The organism is Pseudomonas sp. HK3, assembly GCF_052920985.1.
Map to the genome: position 1 here is coordinate 1,140,462 of NZ_JBREXD010000003.1, position 21,347 is coordinate 1,161,808.

General features: G+C 42.2%; 20 protein-coding genes and 1 pseudogene. 7 read left to right on the forward strand and 14 right to left on the reverse strand.

Annotation, left to right across the window (positions count from 1 at the left end; translation table 11 throughout):
- Positions 1–165 precede the first annotated feature (165 nt).
- Entirely contained in the window at positions 166–483 is a 318-nt protein-coding gene (locus ACU6U9_RS21015) for an MAPEG family protein (RefSeq protein ID WP_446736910.1), read from the reverse strand.
- Between the two features lie 161 nt (positions 484–644).
- Positions 645–1,283, reverse strand: coding sequence for an HD domain-containing protein (locus ACU6U9_RS21020; RefSeq protein WP_446736911.1), 639 nt, complete (start codon positions 1,281–1,283; stop codon positions 645–647).
- A 122-nt stretch (positions 1,284–1,405) separates the two neighbouring features.
- Here ACU6U9_RS21020 and ACU6U9_RS21025 point away from each other — a divergent pair, with 122 nt between their 5' ends.
- A complete protein-coding gene (locus tag ACU6U9_RS21025; RefSeq protein ID WP_446736912.1) occupies positions 1,406–2,002 on the forward strand; it encodes a TetR/AcrR family transcriptional regulator in 597 nt (198 codons plus the stop codon).
- A gap of 185 nt (positions 2,003–2,187) precedes the next feature.
- Here ACU6U9_RS21025 and ACU6U9_RS21030 read toward each other — a convergent pair whose 3' ends face one another.
- Positions 2,188–2,727, reverse strand: a complete 540-nt coding sequence (locus ACU6U9_RS21030; protein ID WP_446736913.1) for an NUDIX hydrolase — start codon at positions 2,725–2,727, stop codon at positions 2,188–2,190.
- A gap of 737 nt (positions 2,728–3,464) precedes the next feature.
- On the opposite strand from ACU6U9_RS21030, the gene ACU6U9_RS21035 reads away from it, so the two are divergent.
- Together ACU6U9_RS21035 and ACU6U9_RS21040 are read left to right on the forward strand one after the other, a co-directional pair.
- A complete protein-coding gene (locus ACU6U9_RS21035) occupies positions 3,465–4,496 on the forward strand; it encodes a metallophosphoesterase (RefSeq protein WP_446736914.1) in 1,032 nt (343 codons plus the stop codon).
- A 227-nt stretch (positions 4,497–4,723) separates the two neighbouring features.
- Positions 4,724–5,644, forward strand: a complete 921-nt coding sequence (locus tag ACU6U9_RS21040) for a patatin-like phospholipase family protein (protein ID WP_446736915.1) — start codon at positions 4,724–4,726, stop codon at positions 5,642–5,644.
- Positions 5,645–5,737: 93 nt separating this feature from the next.
- Here the strand turns inward: ACU6U9_RS21040 and ACU6U9_RS21045 are convergent, their stop codons facing one another.
- From ACU6U9_RS21045 to ACU6U9_RS21065, 5 genes and pseudogenes are all read right to left on the reverse strand, one after another.
- Positions 5,738–6,352 carry a hypothetical protein gene (locus ACU6U9_RS21045; protein WP_446736916.1) on the reverse strand — a complete coding sequence of 205 codons (615 nt, stop codon included), beginning with the start codon at positions 6,350–6,352 and terminating at the stop codon, positions 5,738–5,740.
- A gap of 732 nt (positions 6,353–7,084) precedes the next feature.
- Positions 7,085–8,020, reverse strand: coding sequence for a retron St85 family RNA-directed DNA polymerase (locus tag ACU6U9_RS21050; protein WP_446736917.1), 936 nt, complete (start codon positions 8,018–8,020; stop codon positions 7,085–7,087).
- Positions 8,021–8,956 (reverse strand): retron St85 family effector protein, encoded by a 936-nt coding sequence (locus ACU6U9_RS21055; protein ID WP_446736918.1) that lies wholly within the window; start codon positions 8,954–8,956, stop codon positions 8,021–8,023.
- Positions 8,957–9,741: 785 nt separating this feature from the next.
- Positions 9,742–10,501: pseudogene (locus ACU6U9_RS21060) on the reverse strand (TrmH family RNA methyltransferase).
- A gap of 13 nt (positions 10,502–10,514) precedes the next feature.
- Positions 10,515–12,128, reverse strand: coding sequence for an NAD(P)/FAD-dependent oxidoreductase (locus tag ACU6U9_RS21065; RefSeq protein WP_446736919.1), 1,614 nt, complete (start codon positions 12,126–12,128; stop codon positions 10,515–10,517).
- Between the two features lie 378 nt (positions 12,129–12,506).
- Between ACU6U9_RS21065 and rlmE the strand changes: the two genes are divergently transcribed.
- The 3 genes from rlmE to ACU6U9_RS21080 all read left to right on the forward strand — a co-directional run bounded on the left by rlmE (position 12,507) and on the right by ACU6U9_RS21080 (position 16,012).
- Positions 12,507–13,127, forward strand: coding sequence for a 23S rRNA (uridine(2552)-2'-O)-methyltransferase RlmE (gene rlmE, locus ACU6U9_RS21070; protein ID WP_446736920.1), 621 nt, complete (start codon positions 12,507–12,509; stop codon positions 13,125–13,127).
- Positions 13,128–13,317: 190 nt separating this feature from the next.
- Positions 13,318–14,340 (forward strand): AraC family transcriptional regulator ligand-binding domain-containing protein, encoded by a 1,023-nt coding sequence (locus tag ACU6U9_RS21075; RefSeq protein WP_446736921.1) that lies wholly within the window; start codon positions 13,318–13,320, stop codon positions 14,338–14,340.
- A gap of 25 nt (positions 14,341–14,365) precedes the next feature.
- On the forward strand, positions 14,366–16,012 hold the full coding sequence (locus ACU6U9_RS21080; protein ID WP_446736922.1) for an FMN-binding glutamate synthase family protein: 1,647 nt from the start codon (positions 14,366–14,368) through the stop codon (positions 16,010–16,012).
- Positions 16,013–16,316: 304 nt separating this feature from the next.
- Here ACU6U9_RS21080 and ACU6U9_RS21085 read toward each other — a convergent pair whose 3' ends face one another.
- Positions 16,317–17,213: an AraC family transcriptional regulator gene (locus ACU6U9_RS21085; protein WP_446736923.1), complete on the reverse strand. Its 897-nt coding sequence runs from the start codon at positions 17,211–17,213 to the stop codon at positions 16,317–16,319.
- Positions 17,214–17,391: 178 nt separating this feature from the next.
- Between ACU6U9_RS21085 and ACU6U9_RS21090 the strand changes: the two genes are divergently transcribed.
- Positions 17,392–17,772, forward strand: a complete 381-nt coding sequence (locus tag ACU6U9_RS21090; RefSeq protein WP_446736924.1) for a VOC family protein — start codon at positions 17,392–17,394, stop codon at positions 17,770–17,772.
- Between the two features lie 147 nt (positions 17,773–17,919).
- Here the strand turns inward: ACU6U9_RS21090 and ACU6U9_RS21095 are convergent, their stop codons facing one another.
- The 5 genes from ACU6U9_RS21095 to ACU6U9_RS21115 form a co-directional block, all read right to left on the reverse strand.
- Complete coding sequence (locus ACU6U9_RS21095) at positions 17,920–18,447, reverse strand: GGDEF domain-containing protein (protein WP_446736925.1); 528 nt, start codon at positions 18,445–18,447, stop codon at positions 17,920–17,922.
- A gap of 82 nt (positions 18,448–18,529) precedes the next feature.
- Positions 18,530–18,898 carry a hypothetical protein gene (locus tag ACU6U9_RS21100; RefSeq protein WP_446736926.1) on the reverse strand — a complete coding sequence of 123 codons (369 nt, stop codon included), beginning with the start codon at positions 18,896–18,898 and terminating at the stop codon, positions 18,530–18,532.
- Positions 18,899–19,188: 290 nt separating this feature from the next.
- A complete protein-coding gene (locus tag ACU6U9_RS21105; protein WP_446736927.1) occupies positions 19,189–19,878 on the reverse strand; it encodes a helix-turn-helix transcriptional regulator in 690 nt (229 codons plus the stop codon).
- Positions 19,879–19,908: 30 nt separating this feature from the next.
- Entirely contained in the window at positions 19,909–20,214 is a 306-nt protein-coding gene (locus tag ACU6U9_RS21110) for a hypothetical protein (protein WP_446736928.1), read from the reverse strand.
- Positions 20,215–20,339: 125 nt separating this feature from the next.
- The gene (locus ACU6U9_RS21115) at positions 20,340–21,068 is read right to left on the reverse strand and encodes a MipA/OmpV family protein (protein WP_446736929.1); all 729 of its coding nucleotides are present in this window, start codon (positions 21,066–21,068) and stop codon (positions 20,340–20,342) included.
- Positions 21,069–21,347: the final 279 nt, after the last annotated feature.

Below are 21,347 nucleotides of genomic sequence, written 5' to 3' on the forward strand. Positions count from 1 at the left end.
AGTCGTGTAACCTTTAACTTATACATCAATTTCTTAAACGCCTTAATTGCATAACGTCACAATGCATTGTTAACTACAATCCATAATAAATATTATAAAAATACGTTTTTAGAGAATATCGATAATACTTATGACTAATGCAATGATGATGGCGAGATAGGTTAATCAAGCCCTACCCTGCCTAATAACATCACTAGAAACGTAATAACTTAATGCGTGTAAAAATCGAGAAGTGAAAAATAAAGAAGCGATAGCCGTTAACGTAAATTCAGTCGTGCCATTAGATGACAAAACAAACATAATCAAAAAAAATGGAATGCTGTACTCTAAAACATTGATGTGTGCTCGAATAGCTTTTTTAAGTGGCAATTTTCCGCAATCACCAGTGCCAACGATCTCTTTAATCCTAATCCTTGAGATATTGCCCGCTAATAAAGTGACCCACGAAACGGCAATAATGACAACCCATGAAAATACTTCCATGATTAGGCCCTTTTTTATTATTCTTATTATTTTGAGTGTAAAGACCATAACAACTAAAAAAATTTTAGTCAAAGATTCCTGTATAAGCCTCCTCCCACTGGTAATATCAATTTATGCATCAATCGATAAGCATGGCATATTTAAAACTAAATTCGTCACATTCATAACGAGGCTAATTCCCATTCAATATTGCTTCTGGCTATTTTCTCTTTACTTTCTTGAAACATCTTAGTGTTAAAAATATATTTTCTTTCTTTTAATGAACGCAGAAACTTCTTACGCCCTAGCCGATAAATAAAATCAGGTATTCTGTATTCTTTACGGCAACCATCAGCATATGCTTGATACTGAATACGGCTTACAGACAAAATACTAAGATCGATATCTAAAAATAAAGCGATATCATTATCATCACGGCTTTTATGATGCTTAGTTGCCAATATCAAATTGCTAACTTTATCCATTATGGTTTTGGGCACACCAAGGTTTGCAAGCTCTTGCGTTGCTAGTTGAGCACTGAGCCTTTCGCTATCTTTACCCTGTACCTGAATCGCATCATGAAACCAAATGGCAAAATAAAATGCTTGTTGATCGTCAATTGCGTACTGCATTTCATCCGACAATTTCAACATATGCTGAATATGACTAATATCGTGATAGTGCCTATTGGCGGCTGCATATGAGGAAACTAACACATTAAATACACGTAACTGTTGCTCTAAGCTTGCTCCCCAACCACTTGCTACAGCTAACCACTGCTGCCTTAAGCCAATTAACGGGTCTGTATTTCTAACGCCCATGCTTAGATTCCTTTAGCTTATGTAAACTGGTTGATCAACCAATTTATAGAAAATACACCCCAGACTTCCATTTCGTCAAGTAATTTGGTCAAATAACCTAAATACTAATTTGAGACACAACCATGGGCAGACCCTCTAATAAAGAAGAAAGGCGTGCGCAGATCATACTAGGGTTACAGGTTTCTATGGCGCAAAAAGGCTATGAAAAAGCCTCTATTCAAAGCATCGCAAAGGCCGCAAGCCTGTCATCTGGGCTTATTCATTACCATTTCAAAACTAAGCAAGAAATATTGGTGGCATTGATTAACAACCTTAACAATTCAGCTCAAGATCGCTTTAATGCTTATCTAGAACAGGCAAATACGCCCACTGAGCGCCTACATGCTTATATTGATGCCGCATTGGCCTTAGGTGCAGACTCAGACACAACCGCTGTATCGGCATGGGTAGTCATCAGTGCCGAAGCCGTTAGGCTAAAAGAAGTACAAAAAATCTACCAAGACACCGTTCAGGCAAACATTGCACAAATAGAAGCGCTGCTTACCGATGTAAAAGACGAGAAAGCATTATCACTCAATAAAAAAGAGGTTAAAGAATTAGCAAGCATGATACTGGCCAGTATTGAAGGGTGTTATCAGTTAGCCACAACCTCTCAGGCCGTTTTGCCTAAAGGGTTTGCGGCTAAGACTTTGAAGAAGCTTATTGGCAATTTGGGGTGATTCGATCAAGAACTTTAACCCCTTAATTCTCTGATTGATTAGTAGCTAAGTTAGCTGGAAAACGAACCGCCTAACTCGTCCAGTTCGTGCTAAAACCATTCATGGGTTACGCTTGTGCCTCACTAACCCATCCTACAAATTGTGTTGCGGGGCTCAAACGCGCGACATCTTATTCACTAAACCAATTAACCCGCTATTAATTCCTGAGCAATCACTTTTAACAAAAAGGTTTCACGATCAATCGACAGGCCTTTTTTATCGCTATTGGCCATCACGTTTTCATTATGGGCAATGGCATCATGAATATTCATCCACATAGGTTTCATGCCATTGCTCACTTCATGTGATTCAAATGCTGTATCCCCAAGCTCATCATCAATCTCACACACATAACAGTGCGAAATCATATGGATAATATCGGCATCAGCTTTGTACCATGGCCGATACTCATCATAGCGGGCAAACGGCCTCACATTGCGCACCCCCTGCGCACCGGTTTCTTCTTGCAGCTCACGCATCAAACCGGCCACTTCATCTTCCCCTTCGTCAATACCGCCACCGGGCAAACTGTAATCGTGATAACGCTGGGTGTATAACAATAAAATATCATCACCTTTAATGACGATGCCTCGCGCTGCATGACGTTCAATCATTACATGCTTGCTCTCTGGCAAGGTATGGCTTGGGGAGATATCAGGGTGAAACGCGGTTTTTAGCAGGCGCATAAATAAGGTCTATTAATGGTGATGAGTATTTGAATCAAAAAAATATGTGTTAATTTTAAGGGTGAGATTATAACAGTTTTTCACTTTATTAAATTGTAGGTCGAGCACCGCCCGACGAAGTGATAGCAGAGCCCTAAACCTTATAGAAAATGTCTTTTGGAATAAACTATAATCTATCTGTTACGCCTTGACACAAATATTCTGTTGAGCAATGCCCGACCGACACAAATAATTTCCACGAGGAATTTATTGCTACTTTATTCGACTGGACAAATCACGGGCAAGTTTTATCTCAGCCTTAGTGGGTTTCGTATACATAGGTTTATTAAAAAACACCGTAATGACTTTTGCGATTAACCTAAATACAAAATAGAGAAATACCAAAGGTAAAATAATAGAGCGAAATATTGAATCCGAAAACAAATCTAGATAGTAAAAAACAATAACAGCACTAATGGCATTAATAATAAATGATTTCATACTTATCCCTGTATTTAACTCCCCAATGTTTAATTAGCGGATAATATCATTTAATGAAGAGTCAGCGTACTGGGTAATACTTGCACTACCTATAAGTGCCTTATTTAAGTTAGCACCTGCTTTTTAGTACAGACGTTCGAGACACACTTCAAATTTTAAACTATGTGTGCCTGCATGACATGAATCTGTCGTATTAGGGTATTTTTATTGCAATAACTTCTCGCTAGTGTGTGAGCTCCGATCATGGAGGATACAATATGAACAATAAAATCTTACCTACTCTTGCATTATCTAGCCTATTAGCACCAAGCTTATCTTTGGCTATGTCAGATGACCCTTCACCCTTGCCCACCCCCATCCCTGCGCCTAATGCCCAAGTCAGTATTATTGCCATTGGCGATATGGGTACAGGTAAAGAAGCGCAATATGAAGTAAGCCGCGCAATAGAAGCCGTTTGTGCTGAAAAAAGTTGTGACTTTGCCATTGGCCTTGGCGATAACATTTATAAAGTAGGTATTGATAGCGCACAAGATCAGCAAATGCTGACCAAATTTGAATACCCGTATGAAAATCTCGACTTTCCATTTTATATGGCTCTTGGCAATCATGATAATTCGACCATTGACGGTTTAGGTTTGAATAACAACAAGGGTGAACACCAAGTGGAATATCACTATCAAGCAGATCGCTATAGTGAAAAGTGGAACATGCCAGCACGCTATTATCGCTTTGCTGCACCCGTGGCAAGCGAAGCCAAACTGGTCGATATATTTGCCTTAGACAGCAACCCATTAGCTGCGTTAAGTGACTTAAACCCTGAGTACTTTCAAATCCCCTATAAAAAGAAGCAACAAGCTTGGTTTGAAGAACAGCTCACCACCAGCCAAACACCTTGGCGCATCGCCTTTGCCCATCACCCTTACATCTCCAATGGTCGTCACGGAAATGCTGGGCTATATGACAACGTTCCCCTATTAGGCATTGTATGGCACAACTTTTTAGAGCAATCGGTGTGCGATAACGTGGATTTATTAATTACTGGTCACGACCATGACTTGCAGTATTTAAAGCCACGTGACAACTGCGGCAGCACTGAATTTATTGTTTCTGGCGCTGGCGCTAAAACCCGTTCATTTCGTGATGAAGATCGCAATGCCGTATTTTGGCAGCAAGATAAAATCAAAGGGTTTTTCCGCTTAGACTTTGTGGGGAATGAACTGACCATTAAAGCCTACACGGTTGAGGCTGGCCAACACGAGCTGGCTTATACGCGGGTTGTTCAGAAGTAATATTTCTGGGCGGGTTGATAGTTTTTTACTGGATCTATTTCATTGGGTTTAAACTAATGGAATGGATTCACCGTTTACCACATGACCATACTCGACACGCCTCATCAGCCAATCAGCCAATCAGCCACCATAGATAAAAACTATCACATCAACAAATAAGATCAATTTCAGTTATTGCATTAATCCGAATACTGTAACCACCTAGCCACTCATTCAGTATACCGTTTATGCAATATGCAACCGCAAGATTTGAACAACCTAGCCCATGCTTACCTACCATTGCATTAAACAATACAGCCTTGGTCGCTGAGGGTGGCGGTCAGCGTGGCATTTTCACCGCGGGGGTTTTAGACAGCTGGCTACACTCAGGCTTCAATCCGTTTGACTTATTAATCGGCACCTCCGCAGGTGCACAAAATTTATCTAGCTACATGACCTGCCAAAAAGGGTATGGCCGTCAATCCATTACCTCGCTCTCAAGCGACCCTAAATTTTTCAACCTCTCACGTGCGCTCATTGGCAAACACGCTGTGGATTTAGATTGGTATTTTGCTCAAGTTGAAAAATCTGAACACCGTCTCAATATTCACCACGGACAAGCGCGCCTCGCTGGCAGACAACTATTATTCACAGCCACAAAAGCAGACGATCGCAGTGCCGCATTTTTTTTGCCCAATAAAGAAAACTGGTTAACCATATTAAAAGCGTCTAGCGCCCTGCCGATTCTTTATAAAAAAGGGGTGAAAATTAATGACGAGTATTATATTGATGGCGGAGTCGCGGCCCCTATTCCAGTAGAAGAAGCCTACCAGCGTGGTGCCAAACGCATCGTTGTGATTCGCACCATGCCCAAAGACGCTAACGTACAATCCCCCTGGGTACACAAGTTAAAATCTATGTTTTGCAATGCGAATCGCTGCCCAAAAGTATTAGAGCTCATTACTCATCACGAGAACGCCTATCAAGCCACGCTAAACTTTATTAAGCGCCCACCCAGTGATGTAGAAATCGTGCAGATTTTTCCGCAGCAGCCCTTAGAAAGTAAATTGGTTGGCAGTAAAGCCGACTCACTTGAGCAAGACTATTCGTTAGGATTCCAAGCGGGCCTTGAGTTTCTAAAGCACAACGAATCACGCTATCGTCATTAAAAATGAATATGCTGAGCCAAAAAGCACAGCGCATTACGCCCTAACCTTATTGGTTAAGCAGACTCTAAAACCTGGACAATGACATCACAAGGCCTACTTGGGAGACACGGAATCTTTACGTGCAAGGCTGATCAAACAAACCGCCAAAAGCAAGGTCGCCAAAACACCCGAACCACCCGCAACAGGTGACGGTAAAAAGCCATCACGTCCAAACATAATCAGCACCCCATTTGAAAGCATGGCAACCACACCCACTAACGCCGTCACGCCGCCCAATTTTTTGTCACCAGCATTCACGCTGGCAAGTCCAAAAACAAGTGCAGCCAAACCTAATAAAAGTTTTGCTGCAAAATAAATCATAAAGGACAAGGCAACCACCGCCCCTGCCACCGCACCCAGTGACTCATTTTGACTGGCTGCTTCACGCAGCGGCCCAAACATCGTCAGCCCAACGCTCACCTGCACAACGTTAAGTACCGCACTGAACGCAACCGCAGCCCAGCCAACATGGTGGTGTTTAGCCTGCACCATTGCCGCACCTGCAAACGCCACAAGCACAGTGAACAGCACACCTTCTAACCCCCACAGTAGTTGCCGCGGCACATCCACTTTAGCGATGTACAGAATAGTATAAAGCGCCTGCGTAAGCGCCAACACCAAGAGTAAATATGCCGCCACTTTAACCGTGCGCGTATTGGTCAATTCCATGCTGTATCCTTTGTATTATCAATGTATGGGACTTTCGAGTGCTTGCTAAGTTAACATCATCTTTTGCGCATGGGCTACTCGCCTGCGTCTGCTTAAAATGATCTTAACTTCTTTAAAATTGGTTGATTTACATTTGTCATACCCGTGCAGTCAGAATCACCAAAGGTAAATCTAAGCCTTTTGCTCGAATGTGCGCTCTTTGGAGTGTGTGAAGGGCTATAAGTTCTCAATAGTTATTGATAATCTTTTTGCGTCATACTCGACGGGAGGTTTAGTCGGCCCTGAGCCTATCGAAGAGAGAAGATCAACTTTTGTACGAGGGTGCCCCGCGCCCGATTTGCATATGGGGCATATTACCCCGCACCCGATTTGCAATCTTACCCGCGAATGAACGTCCCCCCAAGTACTTTTATCGGGGATGGCATCCATTTTATGCGGTGCTTTGTTTGAATTATTCAAAGCGCTGAATTCTGAAGCGGCAAAGCTAGAACGGCTTTTCTTTTCGGGATTGCATCCCGTACCCTGCTTCGCGGCTAGCCTCACGCCGCCGACCTTATATATTCCCCTCAGTTTTAGTTATGCGGCTCTCGGATGCCGCATGTTAGTATCGATTCATGTTTGGTTTGGGTTGGTTCTGATAGGATTATGCTTTGTAGTAAGTTGAATAAGCACAGTACCATCCAACAATAAATCGCCGGGAGATGTTCTAACCTTGCTTTCCCAGCCAAACAACTACTTAGGTTCAAACTTCAAAATACGTGTAATGACATTAAATTTATATTTGCCAATTAATGCCATATAAAAAGAAGGTTCCACATGTTTTGCAAAGGAAATCAAACCTTTTAAAGTAAGAACCTCTTCGGAAGAAAGTTCATTGTTATCAAATTTAAACACAAGTGAACGTATATACCTTTTTCGCTTACGCCCTAAAGAGACCTGATTATCATTAGATATAACTAAGCCTGTAATGTGCCTGTTACTTTTTTTTGATGAATATATCGTTTTAGGTGAATTTATCTTTAATTTTGGATACTTAATAGTTTCAAGCACTTGTTCAACTAATTTTGGGATTCTTGACAAAACCCCTTTCTCGTTTGTTGTGAACGTCAGATCATCAGCATATCTTGTATATGTAACCATTAGCGACTTACAAATATGATCAAGCATTTCGTCGAATTCAAAGAGCACTGTATTTGAAATAAATGGCGAGGACGGTGCGCCGATACTCAAACGTTTTTCCTTGTCGCCTTTCTTCTTCCAGAAAAAAATTTTTCTTATAGCTATTTCATCCCTTTCTCCAATAGAACCATGATACTTTACTATATGATTTACGAGATCATCATCAGTAATTGAGGGAAAGAAATTTTCAAAGTCCATTTTCAACAAATACTGATTATGAGAATGCATTTTTGCATTTTTCTTTATACCAATACCATTTCTATACGCAAAAGCAGAATCATGAACAGGTAAATTTAAAAGAGGATAATCAAGGGATAATTTTTGAAATATCTTTAGTTCTCTAGCTGGTTGGGCTATCGTTCGACTCCCCTTCATATTCCGTTTAGGTATTTGATAAACTTTATATCTATATGGAGCCCTAGCAATATAATCAATTATTTCTTCTTCATCTATTAATAAAGCTTCAGATAGGTTTTTATATATATCCATCTAAGCTGCAACCTCTTTATCCTTGTTCGCAAGCCACTTTATAAAACTAAACCTTCTAGACTCTGATTCATTGAAGGCGTAATACTGCATTGCAGATACTTTGACCTTATTTTTATCAAGGCGCCCTCCAAAGTGAATTTTATCTATATCTTTTACAGCATAATAATACTCATCATGCCCCCGCTTTCGCATCGAAATAAGTTCAAATTTTTGCAATAAGAAAAGAAGTCTCTTCAATTTTTCTCTTTTTATAGTTATCCCTATTTCATTACTATAGGATTCAATTTCAGTTATTTTTAAAGCTTTAAATAATCGAATTATTTCATACAATACAAATGAAATGTGTCCTTCATTATTAATATCAAATGCTTCAGAATTATCCAGCTTTTTCATCGAGTTTAATAAATCATCATGCATTTCAGGTAGACTATCTTTTAAAGATTCATCTAAATCATTAACATCCCAAGGATAAGCACATACCGTATTTTTCTTGAGTGCTTCCAGATATCTCAACGGACCTAAGGAAATAAAAGATTGGGAGCCATAATGTTCATCATTGACAAATATTATGAGTTTCTGGTTAAGAGAGTGATTCCGGACAAATAAACCAAGTTCAGCTAATGCGCCTGGACTTTCTAAAATAATCACAATTAGTGATGAGATTAGGGCGATATCATTTTCAAAATCGAGAAGGTCTTTATATACTGAATCATGAATCCAGTCCTTAAAATTCTCAGCCAATGTAACTTGATCTGCAGTATCACAGCCTACTTTTGAAATATGTGATAGAAATGCACTCCGAATTGATGTTGCCTCCACTTCAGTTTGATCAACCAAACCGCCACAAAGAAAAATAATTGGAGAACTAAGATCTACTCGACTTTTTTCTAATGAAATATGTGCGAGGTGCTCTTTCCTTGTGTCATTGAATTTCAATATTAGATCTCAATAAATTATGAACCTATAATTTTAAATAGGTATCTTTACCTCAGATATAGCGATGAATGCCTATCTGGGATTTAGCTGAGGAACGAAGATGAAACCCAGATAGGCATTCATCGCAACTAAATCCACCCAATAAATTAGAGTCTGGCTATACACCGGACTAGAGCCGAAGCTCATAAACGCGTAAAGATAACCACATAATACTCTAAGAAAATGAATTATATCAAGAAAACAAAGTACTGCATTTCGGACTGGGTAGTCAAAGTGCTTGATCTTCCTCAATTAGCCTCATTTCGAAAATTCAGATAATTCACGCCACCCATAAAATGCACATCCGTAAAATGGATTAGAGTTGCCTTCGGTGATCCCGCCTGCGCGAGTATGACGATATGCAAACGTGTTGCAGAACCAACAGTAAACCAAATACGAAACGATAACAAAGTGCGTCATTTATACACGGCAATAACCAAAATCGAATTCAATATATAAGGTTCCTGCCGTGGATAGTTAGGCGCGCCCTTCGACAAGCTCATGATGAACTTAGGGGGTCAGGGCTAATTTCTTTACAAAAAGCACCCAGAAAAGAAAAACCGTGCTGGCATTAATTGGCCAGATTGTGAACATTCATATAATTCACTCTAAAAAAACGCACATGTATAAAAAACAGAATAGAACTATGATGGGTTACGATTCTCACTGCGTTCCAATCTAACCCATCCTACGGTGGTTTAGCCAAAACCGAACGGCTTAAAATGACCTAAACCGACAACGCCTCTCTATAGAGATAACTGATAGGCACTCATATTAACCGCCGAAGCCAAATTCAGTGATTCAATGGCCCCACTGCCAGGAATGGTAAACGCCGTGGCGTTAAAAGCCGCCAGCGCATTACGGGGCACACCGCGGGCTTCGTTGCCAAATAAATAACATTCAAACTCCGCAAATTTTGGTGTGTTTATTTTCTCGCCCTGCATATCTAAATAGGCAAAGCTGTTAAAGCGATTTTGCAAATCAGTTAGTTCTACGTCTAGCTCCATAGGCACATGAAAAATCGCCCCCATGCTGGTAACGCACCACTTTTGGATTAAATGGATCGACCGAATTTGGGCTCAGCAATAAGGTAAACCCACCAAACCAAGCAAGGGTTCTTAAGATGGTGCCAAGGTTACCTGGGTCTTGTGCTTCGTGCAGATAAATAAATTTTTCGTCTGATGTTTTAACCGCTTGGGCTTGTTTCAAATCCGTCGTTAAATCCGGCAGTGGCACACAAGCGATAATGCCTTGCGGGGTTTTAGTATCACTTAGCTGAGCCATATGTTTTTTGCTGATGGTGAAGATTTTAAAATCCGCATCCAATGCGTTGGCCCATTCTTGGTATTCTTCTGTCACATATAACTGCGTATTTTTAAAATGCTGCCCGTTTTGCTTGGCCGCTTTTTGCAACTCAAGCACGAGGTGTTCACCTTCTACTAGGTAGTAACCTAATTGGGTGCGGTACTTTTTTTGATGCAGTTTTTTAGCGTCGTCTAATTTCATTGTGCATCACCCTTTAAATCCGCCAGCATATCGCGCGCACTAAGGCTTCGGCCACTTTAATGCCGTCAACACCTGCCGATAAAATACCACCTGCGTAACCTGCGCCCTCACCGGCTGGGTATAAACCGCGCGTGTTTAAACTTTGCAAGGTGTCGTTGTCACGGGTGATACGGATTGGGCTTGAGGTGCGGGTTTCAATGCCGGTTAAAATGGCGTCGGGTCTATCAAAGCCGCGGATTTTTTTACCAAATGCAGGAAAGGCTTCGCGCATGGCTTCGATGGCGTAGCTTGGTAACGCATCGGCTAGGTCGGTTAACTTAATACCCGGTTTATAGGAGGGTTCAACATCACCTAACTTAGTTGAGGCACGACCTTTCACAAAGTCCCCCACTAATTGCCCAGGTGCGCTGTAATCACGACCACCCATTTCAAACGCGTGGCTTTCGAGTTTTTCTTGCAGCTCAACACCCGCTAGCGGGCCACCTGGGAAGTCTTTTTCTGGGTGAATGCCCACCACAATGCCGGAGTTGGCGTTACGCTCGTTACGGGAATATTGGCTCATACCGTTGGTGACCACGCGCCCTTCTTCTGAAGTAGCCGCCACCACGGTGCCCCCTGGGCACATGCAAAAGCTGTAAACCGCGCGGCCATTTTTAGCATGGTGAATCACTTTATAATCCGCCGCACCCAGTTCTGGGTGCCCAGCGTATTTACCTAACCGCGCGTTATCAATTAATGATTGCGGGTGCTCTACCCTAAAACCAATGGCAAACGGTTTGGCTTCGATGAACACGCCTTTTTTATGTAACAAACGAAACGTATCACGGGCACTGTGGCCAAGTGCTAATACCACGTAGCGGCTGTTGATCACCTCTCCACTTTCTAAACCCACTTGGGTAATGCGGCCGTCTTCAATTTGAATGTCCGATACTTTACTTTCAAAACGCACTTCACCGCCAAGGGCTTTGATCTCTTCACGCATTTTCGAGACCACGCCGGTTAAACGGAAGGTACCAATGTGCGGTTTGCTCACAAACATGATTTCTTCTGGCGCGCCTGCTCGCACAAATTCGTGCATGACTTTGCGGCCATAAAATTTAGGGTCTTTAATCTGGCTGTACAGTTTTCCGTCAGAGAATAACCCCGCACCGCCTTCACCGTATTGCACGTTAGACTCAGTATTTAGCTCGTGCTTACGCCACAACGCCCATGTGTCTTTGGTGCGCGCACGGACTTCTTTACCGCGCTCTAATACGATGGGCTTGTAACCGGCTTGCGCCAGTGTGAGTGCTGCATACAAACCACACGGGCCAAAACCAATGACCACTGGGCGCTCAGTTAAATCCGCTGGGGCTGATGGCACAGGGTAATAATTAGTATCAGGTGACGGTTTAACGTGGGCATCTTCTGTAAATTTAGCTAAGACAGCCGCTTCGTTTTTGATATTGGCATCTAAGATGTAAACGAACTTGATCTCGGTGTTCTTTTTACGGGCGTCGTAGCTGCGTTTGAATACAATAAAGTCGATTAAATCTGCTTTTGGAATACCAAGGCGTTTGAGTAAAACGGCTTCGATGGCCTCCTGTGGGTGATCAAGAGGCAAGGCTAATTCTGTCATGCGAATCATAAGGCGTGTTCCTGGCCGGTGTCTCCGGCAAAGGTTTTAATGTGGTGTATCGAATAATAGGCGCTATTGTAGCGATTGGCGGGTTTATTGTCAGGTGATAAAGGCTATTTGTATGGCTTAAGGGTAACGAGCTAAAAGCGGGTCGCGTGCATGCCCAATACACCCTCTTCGTTCGCGGGGCACACTGAGCACCCTCCTAAATATACGAGGGTGTACCCAAAACAATCGCATAGCTCATGGGGCATGCAACGCTGCGTCCGATAAAACAAGTGTCAGCATATACAAAACATACGCACCATCACCTCATTTTGCCCTACCCTTACATCAAGCGTACAATGCGCAGCAATTAGACGAATCAGCAGTACGGTAGACAATTACATGGCCCGATCAAAAACCAGTAAAAAATGGCTGGATGAACACGTCAACGACCCTTATGTAAAACGGGCACAAATTGACGGCTACCGCTCGCGCGCCAGTTATAAGCTCATCGAGATCAACGAAAAAGACAAGCTCATTCGCCCAGGTAACGTGGTCATGGACCTAGGCTCTGCACCCGGTGGTTGGTCACAAATCGTAGCACCTTGGGTTGGCGATAAAGGCCGTACTATTGCATCCGACATTTTGCCAATGGACGCCCTAGCTGGTGTCACCTTTATTCAAGGGGATTTCACCGAAGAAACGGTATTTGCAGAGATTCTTAAAACCCTAGGTGATGATGTGGTAGACGTGGTGATTTCAGACATGGCACCCAACATTAGTGGCGTAAATGCCACCGACCAATATTCGTCTATGTACTTAGTAGAGCTCGCCCTAGATATGGCGCGTAATGTATTAAAACCCGGCGGCGGTTTTTGTGCGAAAGTCTTCCAAGGGGTGGGTTATGAAGAGTACCTTAAAGATGTGCGCACCTCGTTTGATAAAGTATTGATTCGTAAACCAGCGGCCTCACGCCCTCGCTCACGCGAAGTGTATATTGTAGGCAAAGGCTTTAAGGGCTAATAGCGGTTGGCCATGTCGTGTTAACGTTGCTATCGGGCGCGAGGGTTGCGTGCCCCATGAGCACCGCGAATGCTTTGGGTAGACACTCGTTCGTGTGGGAGGTTGCCGATATACTCCAAATACGTTGAGTGTCGCAACCGACAATAAAAAACTTAAGTCCCGCACACAACACACCTGAGCAAAGGCACATATGGCAAGTATTGGCACCCACTACATTCTCACAGCAATCGGCGGTGCCAAAGCCAAAGGCATCGACACCAAAGCCCTGCTTAAAAAATACCGCATTCCTGAAAAGCCCCTTAAAGACCCAAAGGCCCGTTTTGGGGTCGACCTAGTCGCCAAACTTTACGCCGGTATTGCCTTAGAGCTAAATGATGAGTTCATGGGCTTTACCGAGAAGCCAATTAAAGTGGGCACGTTTGAGCTAATGGCCGAATGGGTCAGCCACAGCCAAACGCTTGAAGAGTTACTGCAAAAAGCCATTCGCTTTTATAATCAAATCACCGACGAAGTACACATGTCATTGGATATCGAAGACGATCACGTTTACTTCACCAGTGAATTTCGTCGCCCCGAACTGGATTTTGAGCATTTTTATGCAGAATACTGGCATGTTATCTGGCATCGCTTTGCCAGTTGGTACATAGGCAAGCCTATTAAGTTATTGGGCGCGTATATTAATTACACGCCGCTGGATCGTGACGAATTTGAGTTGCTCTTCCGCTGTTCGACCCACTTAAAAAGTAAATACAATCGTTTGGTTTTTCATAAAAAATACCTGCAAGAACCACTGATAAAGTCACAAGGTGACTTACAGGTATTTTTACGCCGCGCGCCCATTGATATGTTGACGATTCCCGGTGAAGACACAAGCTTAACCGCACTCATTAAACAGCAATTAGATCCGCGTCCATTTAAAGAAGACGACGTATTAGATCTACCAACCTCCCACGCATTGGCTAAGTCGTTGTCGATGAGCGAACAAACCTTAAGGCGCAAACTAAATGCCGAAGGCAGTAACTACCAACAGATTAAAGATAACTTACGCCAAGAGCTGGCCAATAAATTATTAGGTAACCGCGCGATTAGCATTGCTAAAATTTCAAAACAATTAAATTTCAGTGAGCCACGCGCCTTTACCCGTGCCTTTAAACAATGGAGCGGGTACACTCCTAAAGAATATCGACAACAAAAATTAATGCGCAGTAAGTAAAGTCACTAAAAGAAAGAGTTTGTTTATGACCATCATGCAAAAAACATTATTGCTCATAGCCACACTGGGTAATGCGTTAACCGCTTGTTGGGTCTGGTTAGACCCGAGTACGGCCTCATATACCTTGTTTGCACTTACGGCTCTGTACACTGTTGTTGGTGTGCATGATGTATTTTTAAGCAAACACACACTTAACCGCTTGTATCCGGTTGTGGCTTATATCCGTTATTTTTTAGAATCATTTCGTGCTGAAATTCAACAGTATTTTATTGCCAGTAACACAGAAGAGTTACCCTTTAATCGCGAGCAACGCTCATTAGTATATCAGCGCGCGAAAAACGAGCGCGATACCATTGCCTTTGGTACACAGCGCAATTTATTAGAAGACAACTACCTAAGTCTGTGGCAAAGCTTGCATGTTAAAACCGTAAAAGACGAAAACAAACGCATTACCTTTGGCGGCGATGATTGTACACAACCTTATGACGCCGCGTATCTAAACATAAGCGCCATGAGCTATGGCTCACTCAGCCCTAATGCCATCGCAGCGTTAAACCTTGGGGCCAAAATTGGTGGGTTTTATCACAATACCGGCGAAGGTGGCGTGAGCCCTTACCACTTAAAACACGGTGGTGATTTAGTTTGGCAAATTGGTTCTGGCTTATTTGGTTGCCGTACACACGAGGGGGAGTTTGATGCTCTTAAATTCAAGCAAACCGCTACACTCTCTAATGTAAAAATGATCGAAATTAAATTAAGCCAAGGTGCTAAACCCGGCCACGGTGGCGTATTACCAAAATCTAAAATCAATGATGAGATCGCCGCAATTCGAGGCGTACCACAAGATAAAGATTGTATCTCACCCGCTAATCACCCTATGGCCAGCTCACCTAAAGCACTCCTGAATTTTATTACACAGCTGCGCACATTAAGTGAAGGCAAACCTATTGGGTTTAAACTATGTGTAGGCAACCCTGCAGAATTTTTAAGTATTTGTAAGGCCATGTTAGAGACCAATATTCTGCCGGACTTTATCACCATTGACGGTGCCGAAGGTGGCACAGGTGCCGCCCCAGTTGAATTTAGTAACCGCTTAGGGATGACCTGCCTCGAGGCCGTATACTTAATTAACAGTGCATTAATTGGCTGTGGACTGCGTGATAAAATAAAATTGATAACGTCTGGTAAAACCGCATCCAGTTTTGACTTATTAAGTAAACTGGCCGCCGGTGCCGATACCGTTAACGCCGCGCGCACTATGATGATGGCACTTGGCTGCATTCAATCACGCAGTTGTAATACTAATCACTGCCCAACAGGAATCGCCACACAAGACAGTGCCCGCGGGCGCGCACTGGATGTTAAAAAGAAAAGCCAACGAGTCGCTAACTTTCAACACAATACACTGCATAACTTTTATGAATTAGTCGGCAGTATGGGATTAGACGACCCGAAAGCATTAACGCCAAATATGTTAAAACGACGCACACCAAATGCCTTAAGTATGTCGATGGGGGCCATTGTGCCGGTGCTAAAAGAGAATGCGCTTATCAATAGCCAGCCAATTAATGAGCCCTGGAAAAACTGGTGGAACAGTGCCAGCAGTGACGAATATTATGTCGCTGACAATCATGTTCTCGGTGCGCCTGAGTTAGCCTTAAAAGTGGTGTAAATCGATATTTCATCAAAATAACCTGCGAAAAAGCGCGTATTTTTATCATGTATTAAAAATACGCGCCCTCTTAACAACTGTCATATCACCCTCTGCTTTAGCGTCACTATCTTCAGTTTTTATTCGCATCCGATGAGTAACAACCTAACTCAAAACAAAAAAGGTTTAGCGAGCAATCGAGAATATGACCCGTTTTACCGCACACTGAGCACTTTTTCTCTTAACCACAATATTTGGGGGCACGTTGATGCCGAGTATGCCATGTCATTGATATCGGGCCAGGTGCTACATCAAACGGTGTTTTTTATGGCAAGCCAATTTTATCGACGCTTTCTAAAACAATAGGTAAATAGATATCCGTCACCATGTCATGCTCACTGACCTCAGGAAAAAAGCGAATACGTTCAAAGTAAACAGGGAAGTCTCTTACATCATAATCGGAATCAGCCAGCCAGTTTGAATATAAATAATCAACCGCTAGGCCAATGGCATCATCACTGCCTGTATATCGAATACGTGCACACTGACCAGCCGGAATCACTTTGTTGATTATGTCACCTGATTTTTCATCAACGGCTTGCTTTACTTCACATGCTAAATCAAACCGATAATCTTGTTCAGCGATTATGCTAGGGTCATCGTACACAAGATTAAAGGTGCGGCTTTTATTGGGTGATAATCCATTATCTTTACGCCAAGTGATAAATTTTTTAATCGTTTGACCTAATAATCTTGGCACACCTATGTGCTCCATTGTTGCAATTAATATCTTAGGAAAATCAATAATTTCGACTTTAAAATTCGCTTTCACATCCATTATTTTAGCTCTTAGTTCGAGTATGGGTTCGTATTGAATATTCCAAGCGGTCCAGTCTGGCAAACACCTAAACTGCGTGGGTGTTTGTTGAAAGACGTTTTTAAATGAACGAGAAAATGCCTCATGGCTGTCATAACCATTACCTAATGCAATATCTATAATTTTTTTACTATCTCTATAGGCCAATTGATAAGCCGCTCTTTTAAGCCTAAGCATTTTTACAAATGTAATCACAGGCACACCAAAAAATGCCGAGCACTGTCTATGAAAATGATATTTAGAGATGGCAGCAAGCTGGCAAAGCGCCTCTACATCCAAATCATCATCTAAGTGAGATTCTATATACTTGGCAACCTCAACGAAGCGGTCTTGACGATTTTTCATATTTATTACTCCCCTTGGTGCCACCATAATAAAATGCATCAGGCCGAGATACTTGATCAAAATTGCTCAATATCAAACATATTAACGAATAACGGGTATTTAAATTAAGACTACTGACATATGCTGACAGTCCAACACATTAAGATAAGTATTCACTCTTTATAAATAATGATTACTTATGCTAACAATCGACTCTATTATTCTTTACGTTGAAGACATTCAAATAAGCCAAAGATTTTATGAAAACTTACTCACCTGTAAAGCGTCTGAACGCTCTCCTAGCTTTGTATCTTTTAATTTAGAACATAGTACGATGCTTGAGCTCAAGCAACGAGATAACACAGTGCCCTATTCTGACATTAAAGGTGGTGGCGCAGAACTTTCCATAGCCGTGAACAATCAAGAAACATTAATGGCTCTTTATCATAATTGGCACAGCCAAGGTATTCAGTTTATACAACCGCCTACTCGTCTTATTTTTGGTATAACATTTGTTATCGTGGACCCAGATAATCACAGAATTCGCGTATTTGTTGAGGATGATATAACCGCCAAATAATTGAATAAGCCGCTTTTTATTAGAGAGGTTAGATATTGAAAAAAATATCTAACCTGATTTCATATAACTGGCTAAAAAGGATAATTAAATAAGGCAGGTTTTAATGAAAACAAACAGGGCTATTGTAATAACACACCCAGATTATGTTTAAGCATTGGCAACCACCACACAGTTACGGCCTAAATTTTTAGCGCTGTAAAGCACTTCGTCAACCACTTGAAGTAAATCTTGAAGGGTTTGCTCCGCTTCGAATTCAGCCACGCCTATGCTACAAGTTAAAGATAAGTTCAGTACCAATGAATCACAAAACGAATGCTGCATAATCGCTAAGCGAATCCGTTCTGCCAAGTCTCGTGCCTCAACAAGGGCTGTCTCAGGCAACACAATTAAAAATTCTTCGCCACCATAGCGACCAATGCCATCACTACTGCGGCACACTTTCGTTAAAATAGCCGCTACTTCTGACAATACGGAATCACCTGCTGGGTGCCCGTGATTATCATTAACGGCTTTAAAGTGATCAAGATCGATCATCAAAAGACTTAAACCGTGTTCATACCGAGTCGTACGATCTATCTCAGCCGTTAAACGATCAACCAAACCACCTCGATTAAGTACGGCCGTTAATGCATCTGTTTGCGCAATACGTTCTAAGTCTTTGGTGCGCTGAAACACGCGCTCTTCTAACAGTTGATTGGATTTAATGAGCTCTTGCTGGGCGATAAGTAATTGATCATGTTTGGTTCTAAATTGATCATTATTGGGGAATCGATAGTGCTTTAGGTATCAATTTCCAACACATGATAGCGGTTGCTACCGATATAAGCCCAGTTGAGAACTTCGCAATACCTTCAATAAAGTAATAACCATGCCATATATTAATTAACGATATGAAATGGGTGATACCACACAGAAAAATAAACGTGGCAAACATAATAAAAATCCAATTGAATGCAAGGTCTGTTCGTTTAAGCACCAAATGAATCAAAGCTAGGGGGATCAATGCATAAGCAATCACGGTTAAGATATCACCGCCCACATGTAAAAATAGAAGGTCTGGACGCCAAAGAAGGCAGTGACCATGAGGCATGAAACTACCATCAAGTAGTTTGTCTATGAATTCCACGATTATTCCTTTTCATCATGCCAGTAACAATTCCATCTGCGGCTTTACCTAACAATAGTTAATATCCGTCAATACACCACATGTTCTAAACCTTATCGGCTGATTTTTCACTATATGTAAACTAAAACAACCGACTTTCATTTAATGGGATAAAAAAATAAGAATTAGACTGCATAGGTCTAATCCTTTATCTCAATTAAACATATCCCTCAATGATAAGCAGGCAAATATAATGAATAAAATGTGCTGTATATAATCCACAGACTAAGCAGAAAAAACCAATAGCGTTTCTAAGAGTGGCTAGCTTTCATGGTCGCAATATAATGCTGCAAGCTGCGCTCAGTATCGGCTGGGAAAAATTCACCTGTTGGTTCAATCTTTAGGGCGCGGTCAAATCGAAAGTTACGATAATCACTGCGTGTTTCACACCATGCGACTAACGTCCAACGTTCGCCCCAAAAGAACATGCCCAGCGGCCAAACTCGGCGCTGACTTTGAACGCCTTTTACATCTTCGTATTGCAGGTCAATAATCTGTTGTTGCTCACATGCACGGCGGATGGCGCGATGGGTATCACCTAATTGCTGTTGCGGTGTTAATGCTGGCACACGATACGTTTGACGATCGGCTTCCATCAATAACGGTTCAGGCAATACCGCTCGAATCTTTTGCACCGCTCGCTGAGCACCGGCTGCCAGTTCGGGGTCTGTCCAGGCTTCTACCATACGCGCACCTAACAATAAGGCCTGTACTTCATCGAAGTTGAACATCAATGGCGGTAGCTGGTAACCCGGCTTTAGCATATAACCGATACCGGCTTCCCCATCGACTGGTACACCCGATGAGGTCAATGCTTGAATGTCTCGGTAAATGGTTCTTACCGAGACCTCCATTACATCACTTAATTGTTCAGCGGTGATGGCGGTACGGCGGCCACGCAGTAAGTTAACCAATTGAAATAGGCGTTCTGACTTACGCATAATTTACGCCTCCGTAACATTCAGCGCTGACTAAGCGGGTGCTTGCATCGTATGTATTTGCTGATGGTCCACTTTAACGCTTTCCATGTCGAGCATCTTCAGCATGCCTTCTAAACTTTTTATTTGACCAAAATTTTCTTGAGCCGCCTTGGCCGATGCCATATCTTGCCAGAACACGGTATCGGTCCAACTGCCATCTTCTGCTTTTGCTAGTGCGCGATACTCAAAACCCGGTTGTGTTTTCACCCAAGTGTTTAAGTGCTCATTTTCAACTAAAAAATCTTGCTCGGTAATACCCTGTGCCAACTTAAACGTTACTAATTCTAAAATTGCCATTGTTTTGTTCCCTGTTGTGTACTGAGTTATTCAGTAGAAACAGTATATAAAACACCACTGACAACGAGTGTCAGTAGAGGGGGAATTATTAATTTAAACACTTCAATTCAAATAGCGTAATGCACTTACTGAAAAACCCAAATAACGGATAATTCAGCATGGGTTTCTGTATCACTACCCACAAGATCACTCTTACTAATCTCATCACTATAATATTCGATACCCGCCTTTGCGGTTACTTGTATACGCGCGCTCATATTGTCACGATACGTGATTGTGAGCCCAGACGAACGGTAGCCACCGTCTAAATCAATAGGGGTTAATCCAGAGGCAACGCCGTCTGACGTTGAGACGCCAAAATAATTATTGATATTATTTTTGTCTGCGAACGTCGAGAACATCACGATATCGGTGCCTGTGTTATCCGTATGACCAGAGAAAGCGTGCCCAACTGATACTTTAGCTTGCCAACCGTATAGATTTGATCCCATTAACAATCGAGCCGACACCCAGTTTCCCCAGCGATCATCTATCCCATGTTTAGTATCAACAAAGCCCAATATATGCGAGCCTCGATGCGGCAAATTAATAATATCCGCCTGTTCACTTCGGCTAGAGGGAATCACGATTTCATGACGTGCACCTACCTCCATCAGCCACTTCGTTTGAATAAGGCTACGTAAACCAAGCTCGGTATAGTTAATATCAAACCCTTCCCAGAAAAGAACATGATCCCCTTTTCGCCACTGTACAGCGCCTTCTGGTTTCAAAGACATCTGATAATGCTTAGCACCACGATAGACCGCAGCCGTTTCTAATTTGAAAACCAACCCCGCCAGACCAGCCATCACCATTCGTGTAATCTGTCACACTGGGAAGCACTGTAAGTGGAGATGTACTTTGATCAGCAAAGACCGTTTTGCACAAAGATAAACTGAAAGCACAAAGCAATATTGTTGTTTTAGAGTGAGAGTTCATTTAAATCCTAAAAATCCCGCATAATAAGGCAGTCAAATAACACCGCATATAAAGAATCCATAATACAGGTACAATTAGAAAAAATCCCGCCACTTAAAATGATAAATCGAATAAAGTTGATCGCTCTTATGGCCTAAAGTAGCGCCATTATTAGC

Coding starts and splice junctions, on each gene's coding strand:
- ACU6U9_RS21015 (WP_446736910.1), bottom strand. CDS start 483: ATGGAAGTATTTTCATGGGTTGTCATTATTGCCGTTTCGTGGGTCACT.
- ACU6U9_RS21020 (WP_446736911.1), bottom strand. CDS start 1,283: ATGGGCGTTAGAAATACAGACCCGTTAATTGGCTTAAGGCAGCAGTGG.
- ACU6U9_RS21025 (WP_446736912.1), top strand. CDS start 1,406: ATGGGCAGACCCTCTAATAAAGAAGAAAGGCGTGCGCAGATCATACTA.
- ACU6U9_RS21030 (WP_446736913.1), bottom strand. CDS start 2,727: ATGCGCCTGCTAAAAACCGCGTTTCACCCTGATATCTCCCCAAGCCAT.
- ACU6U9_RS21035 (WP_446736914.1), top strand. CDS start 3,465: ATGAACAATAAAATCTTACCTACTCTTGCATTATCTAGCCTATTAGCA.
- ACU6U9_RS21040 (WP_446736915.1), top strand. CDS start 4,724: ATGCAATATGCAACCGCAAGATTTGAACAACCTAGCCCATGCTTACCT.
- ACU6U9_RS21045 (WP_446736916.1), bottom strand. CDS start 6,352: ATGGAATTGACCAATACGCGCACGGTTAAAGTGGCGGCATATTTACTC.
- ACU6U9_RS21050 (WP_446736917.1), bottom strand. CDS start 8,020: ATGGATATATATAAAAACCTATCTGAAGCTTTATTAATAGATGAAGAA.
- ACU6U9_RS21065 (WP_446736919.1), bottom strand. CDS start 12,128: ATGATTCGCATGACAGAATTAGCCTTGCCTCTTGATCACCCACAGGAG.
- rlmE (WP_446736920.1), top strand. CDS start 12,507: ATGGCCCGATCAAAAACCAGTAAAAAATGGCTGGATGAACACGTCAAC.
- ACU6U9_RS21075 (WP_446736921.1), top strand. CDS start 13,318: ATGGCAAGTATTGGCACCCACTACATTCTCACAGCAATCGGCGGTGCC.
- ACU6U9_RS21080 (WP_446736922.1), top strand. CDS start 14,366: ATGACCATCATGCAAAAAACATTATTGCTCATAGCCACACTGGGTAAT.
- ACU6U9_RS21085 (WP_446736923.1), bottom strand. CDS start 17,213: ATGAAAAATCGTCAAGACCGCTTCGTTGAGGTTGCCAAGTATATAGAA.
- ACU6U9_RS21090 (WP_446736924.1), top strand. CDS start 17,392: ATGCTAACAATCGACTCTATTATTCTTTACGTTGAAGACATTCAAATA.
- ACU6U9_RS21105 (WP_446736927.1), bottom strand. CDS start 19,878: ATGCGTAAGTCAGAACGCCTATTTCAATTGGTTAACTTACTGCGTGGC.
- ACU6U9_RS21110 (WP_446736928.1), bottom strand. CDS start 20,214: ATGGCAATTTTAGAATTAGTAACGTTTAAGTTGGCACAGGGTATTACC.
- ACU6U9_RS21115 (WP_446736929.1), bottom strand. CDS start 21,068: ATGGTGATGGCTGGTCTGGCGGGGTTGGTTTTCAAATTAGAAACGGCT.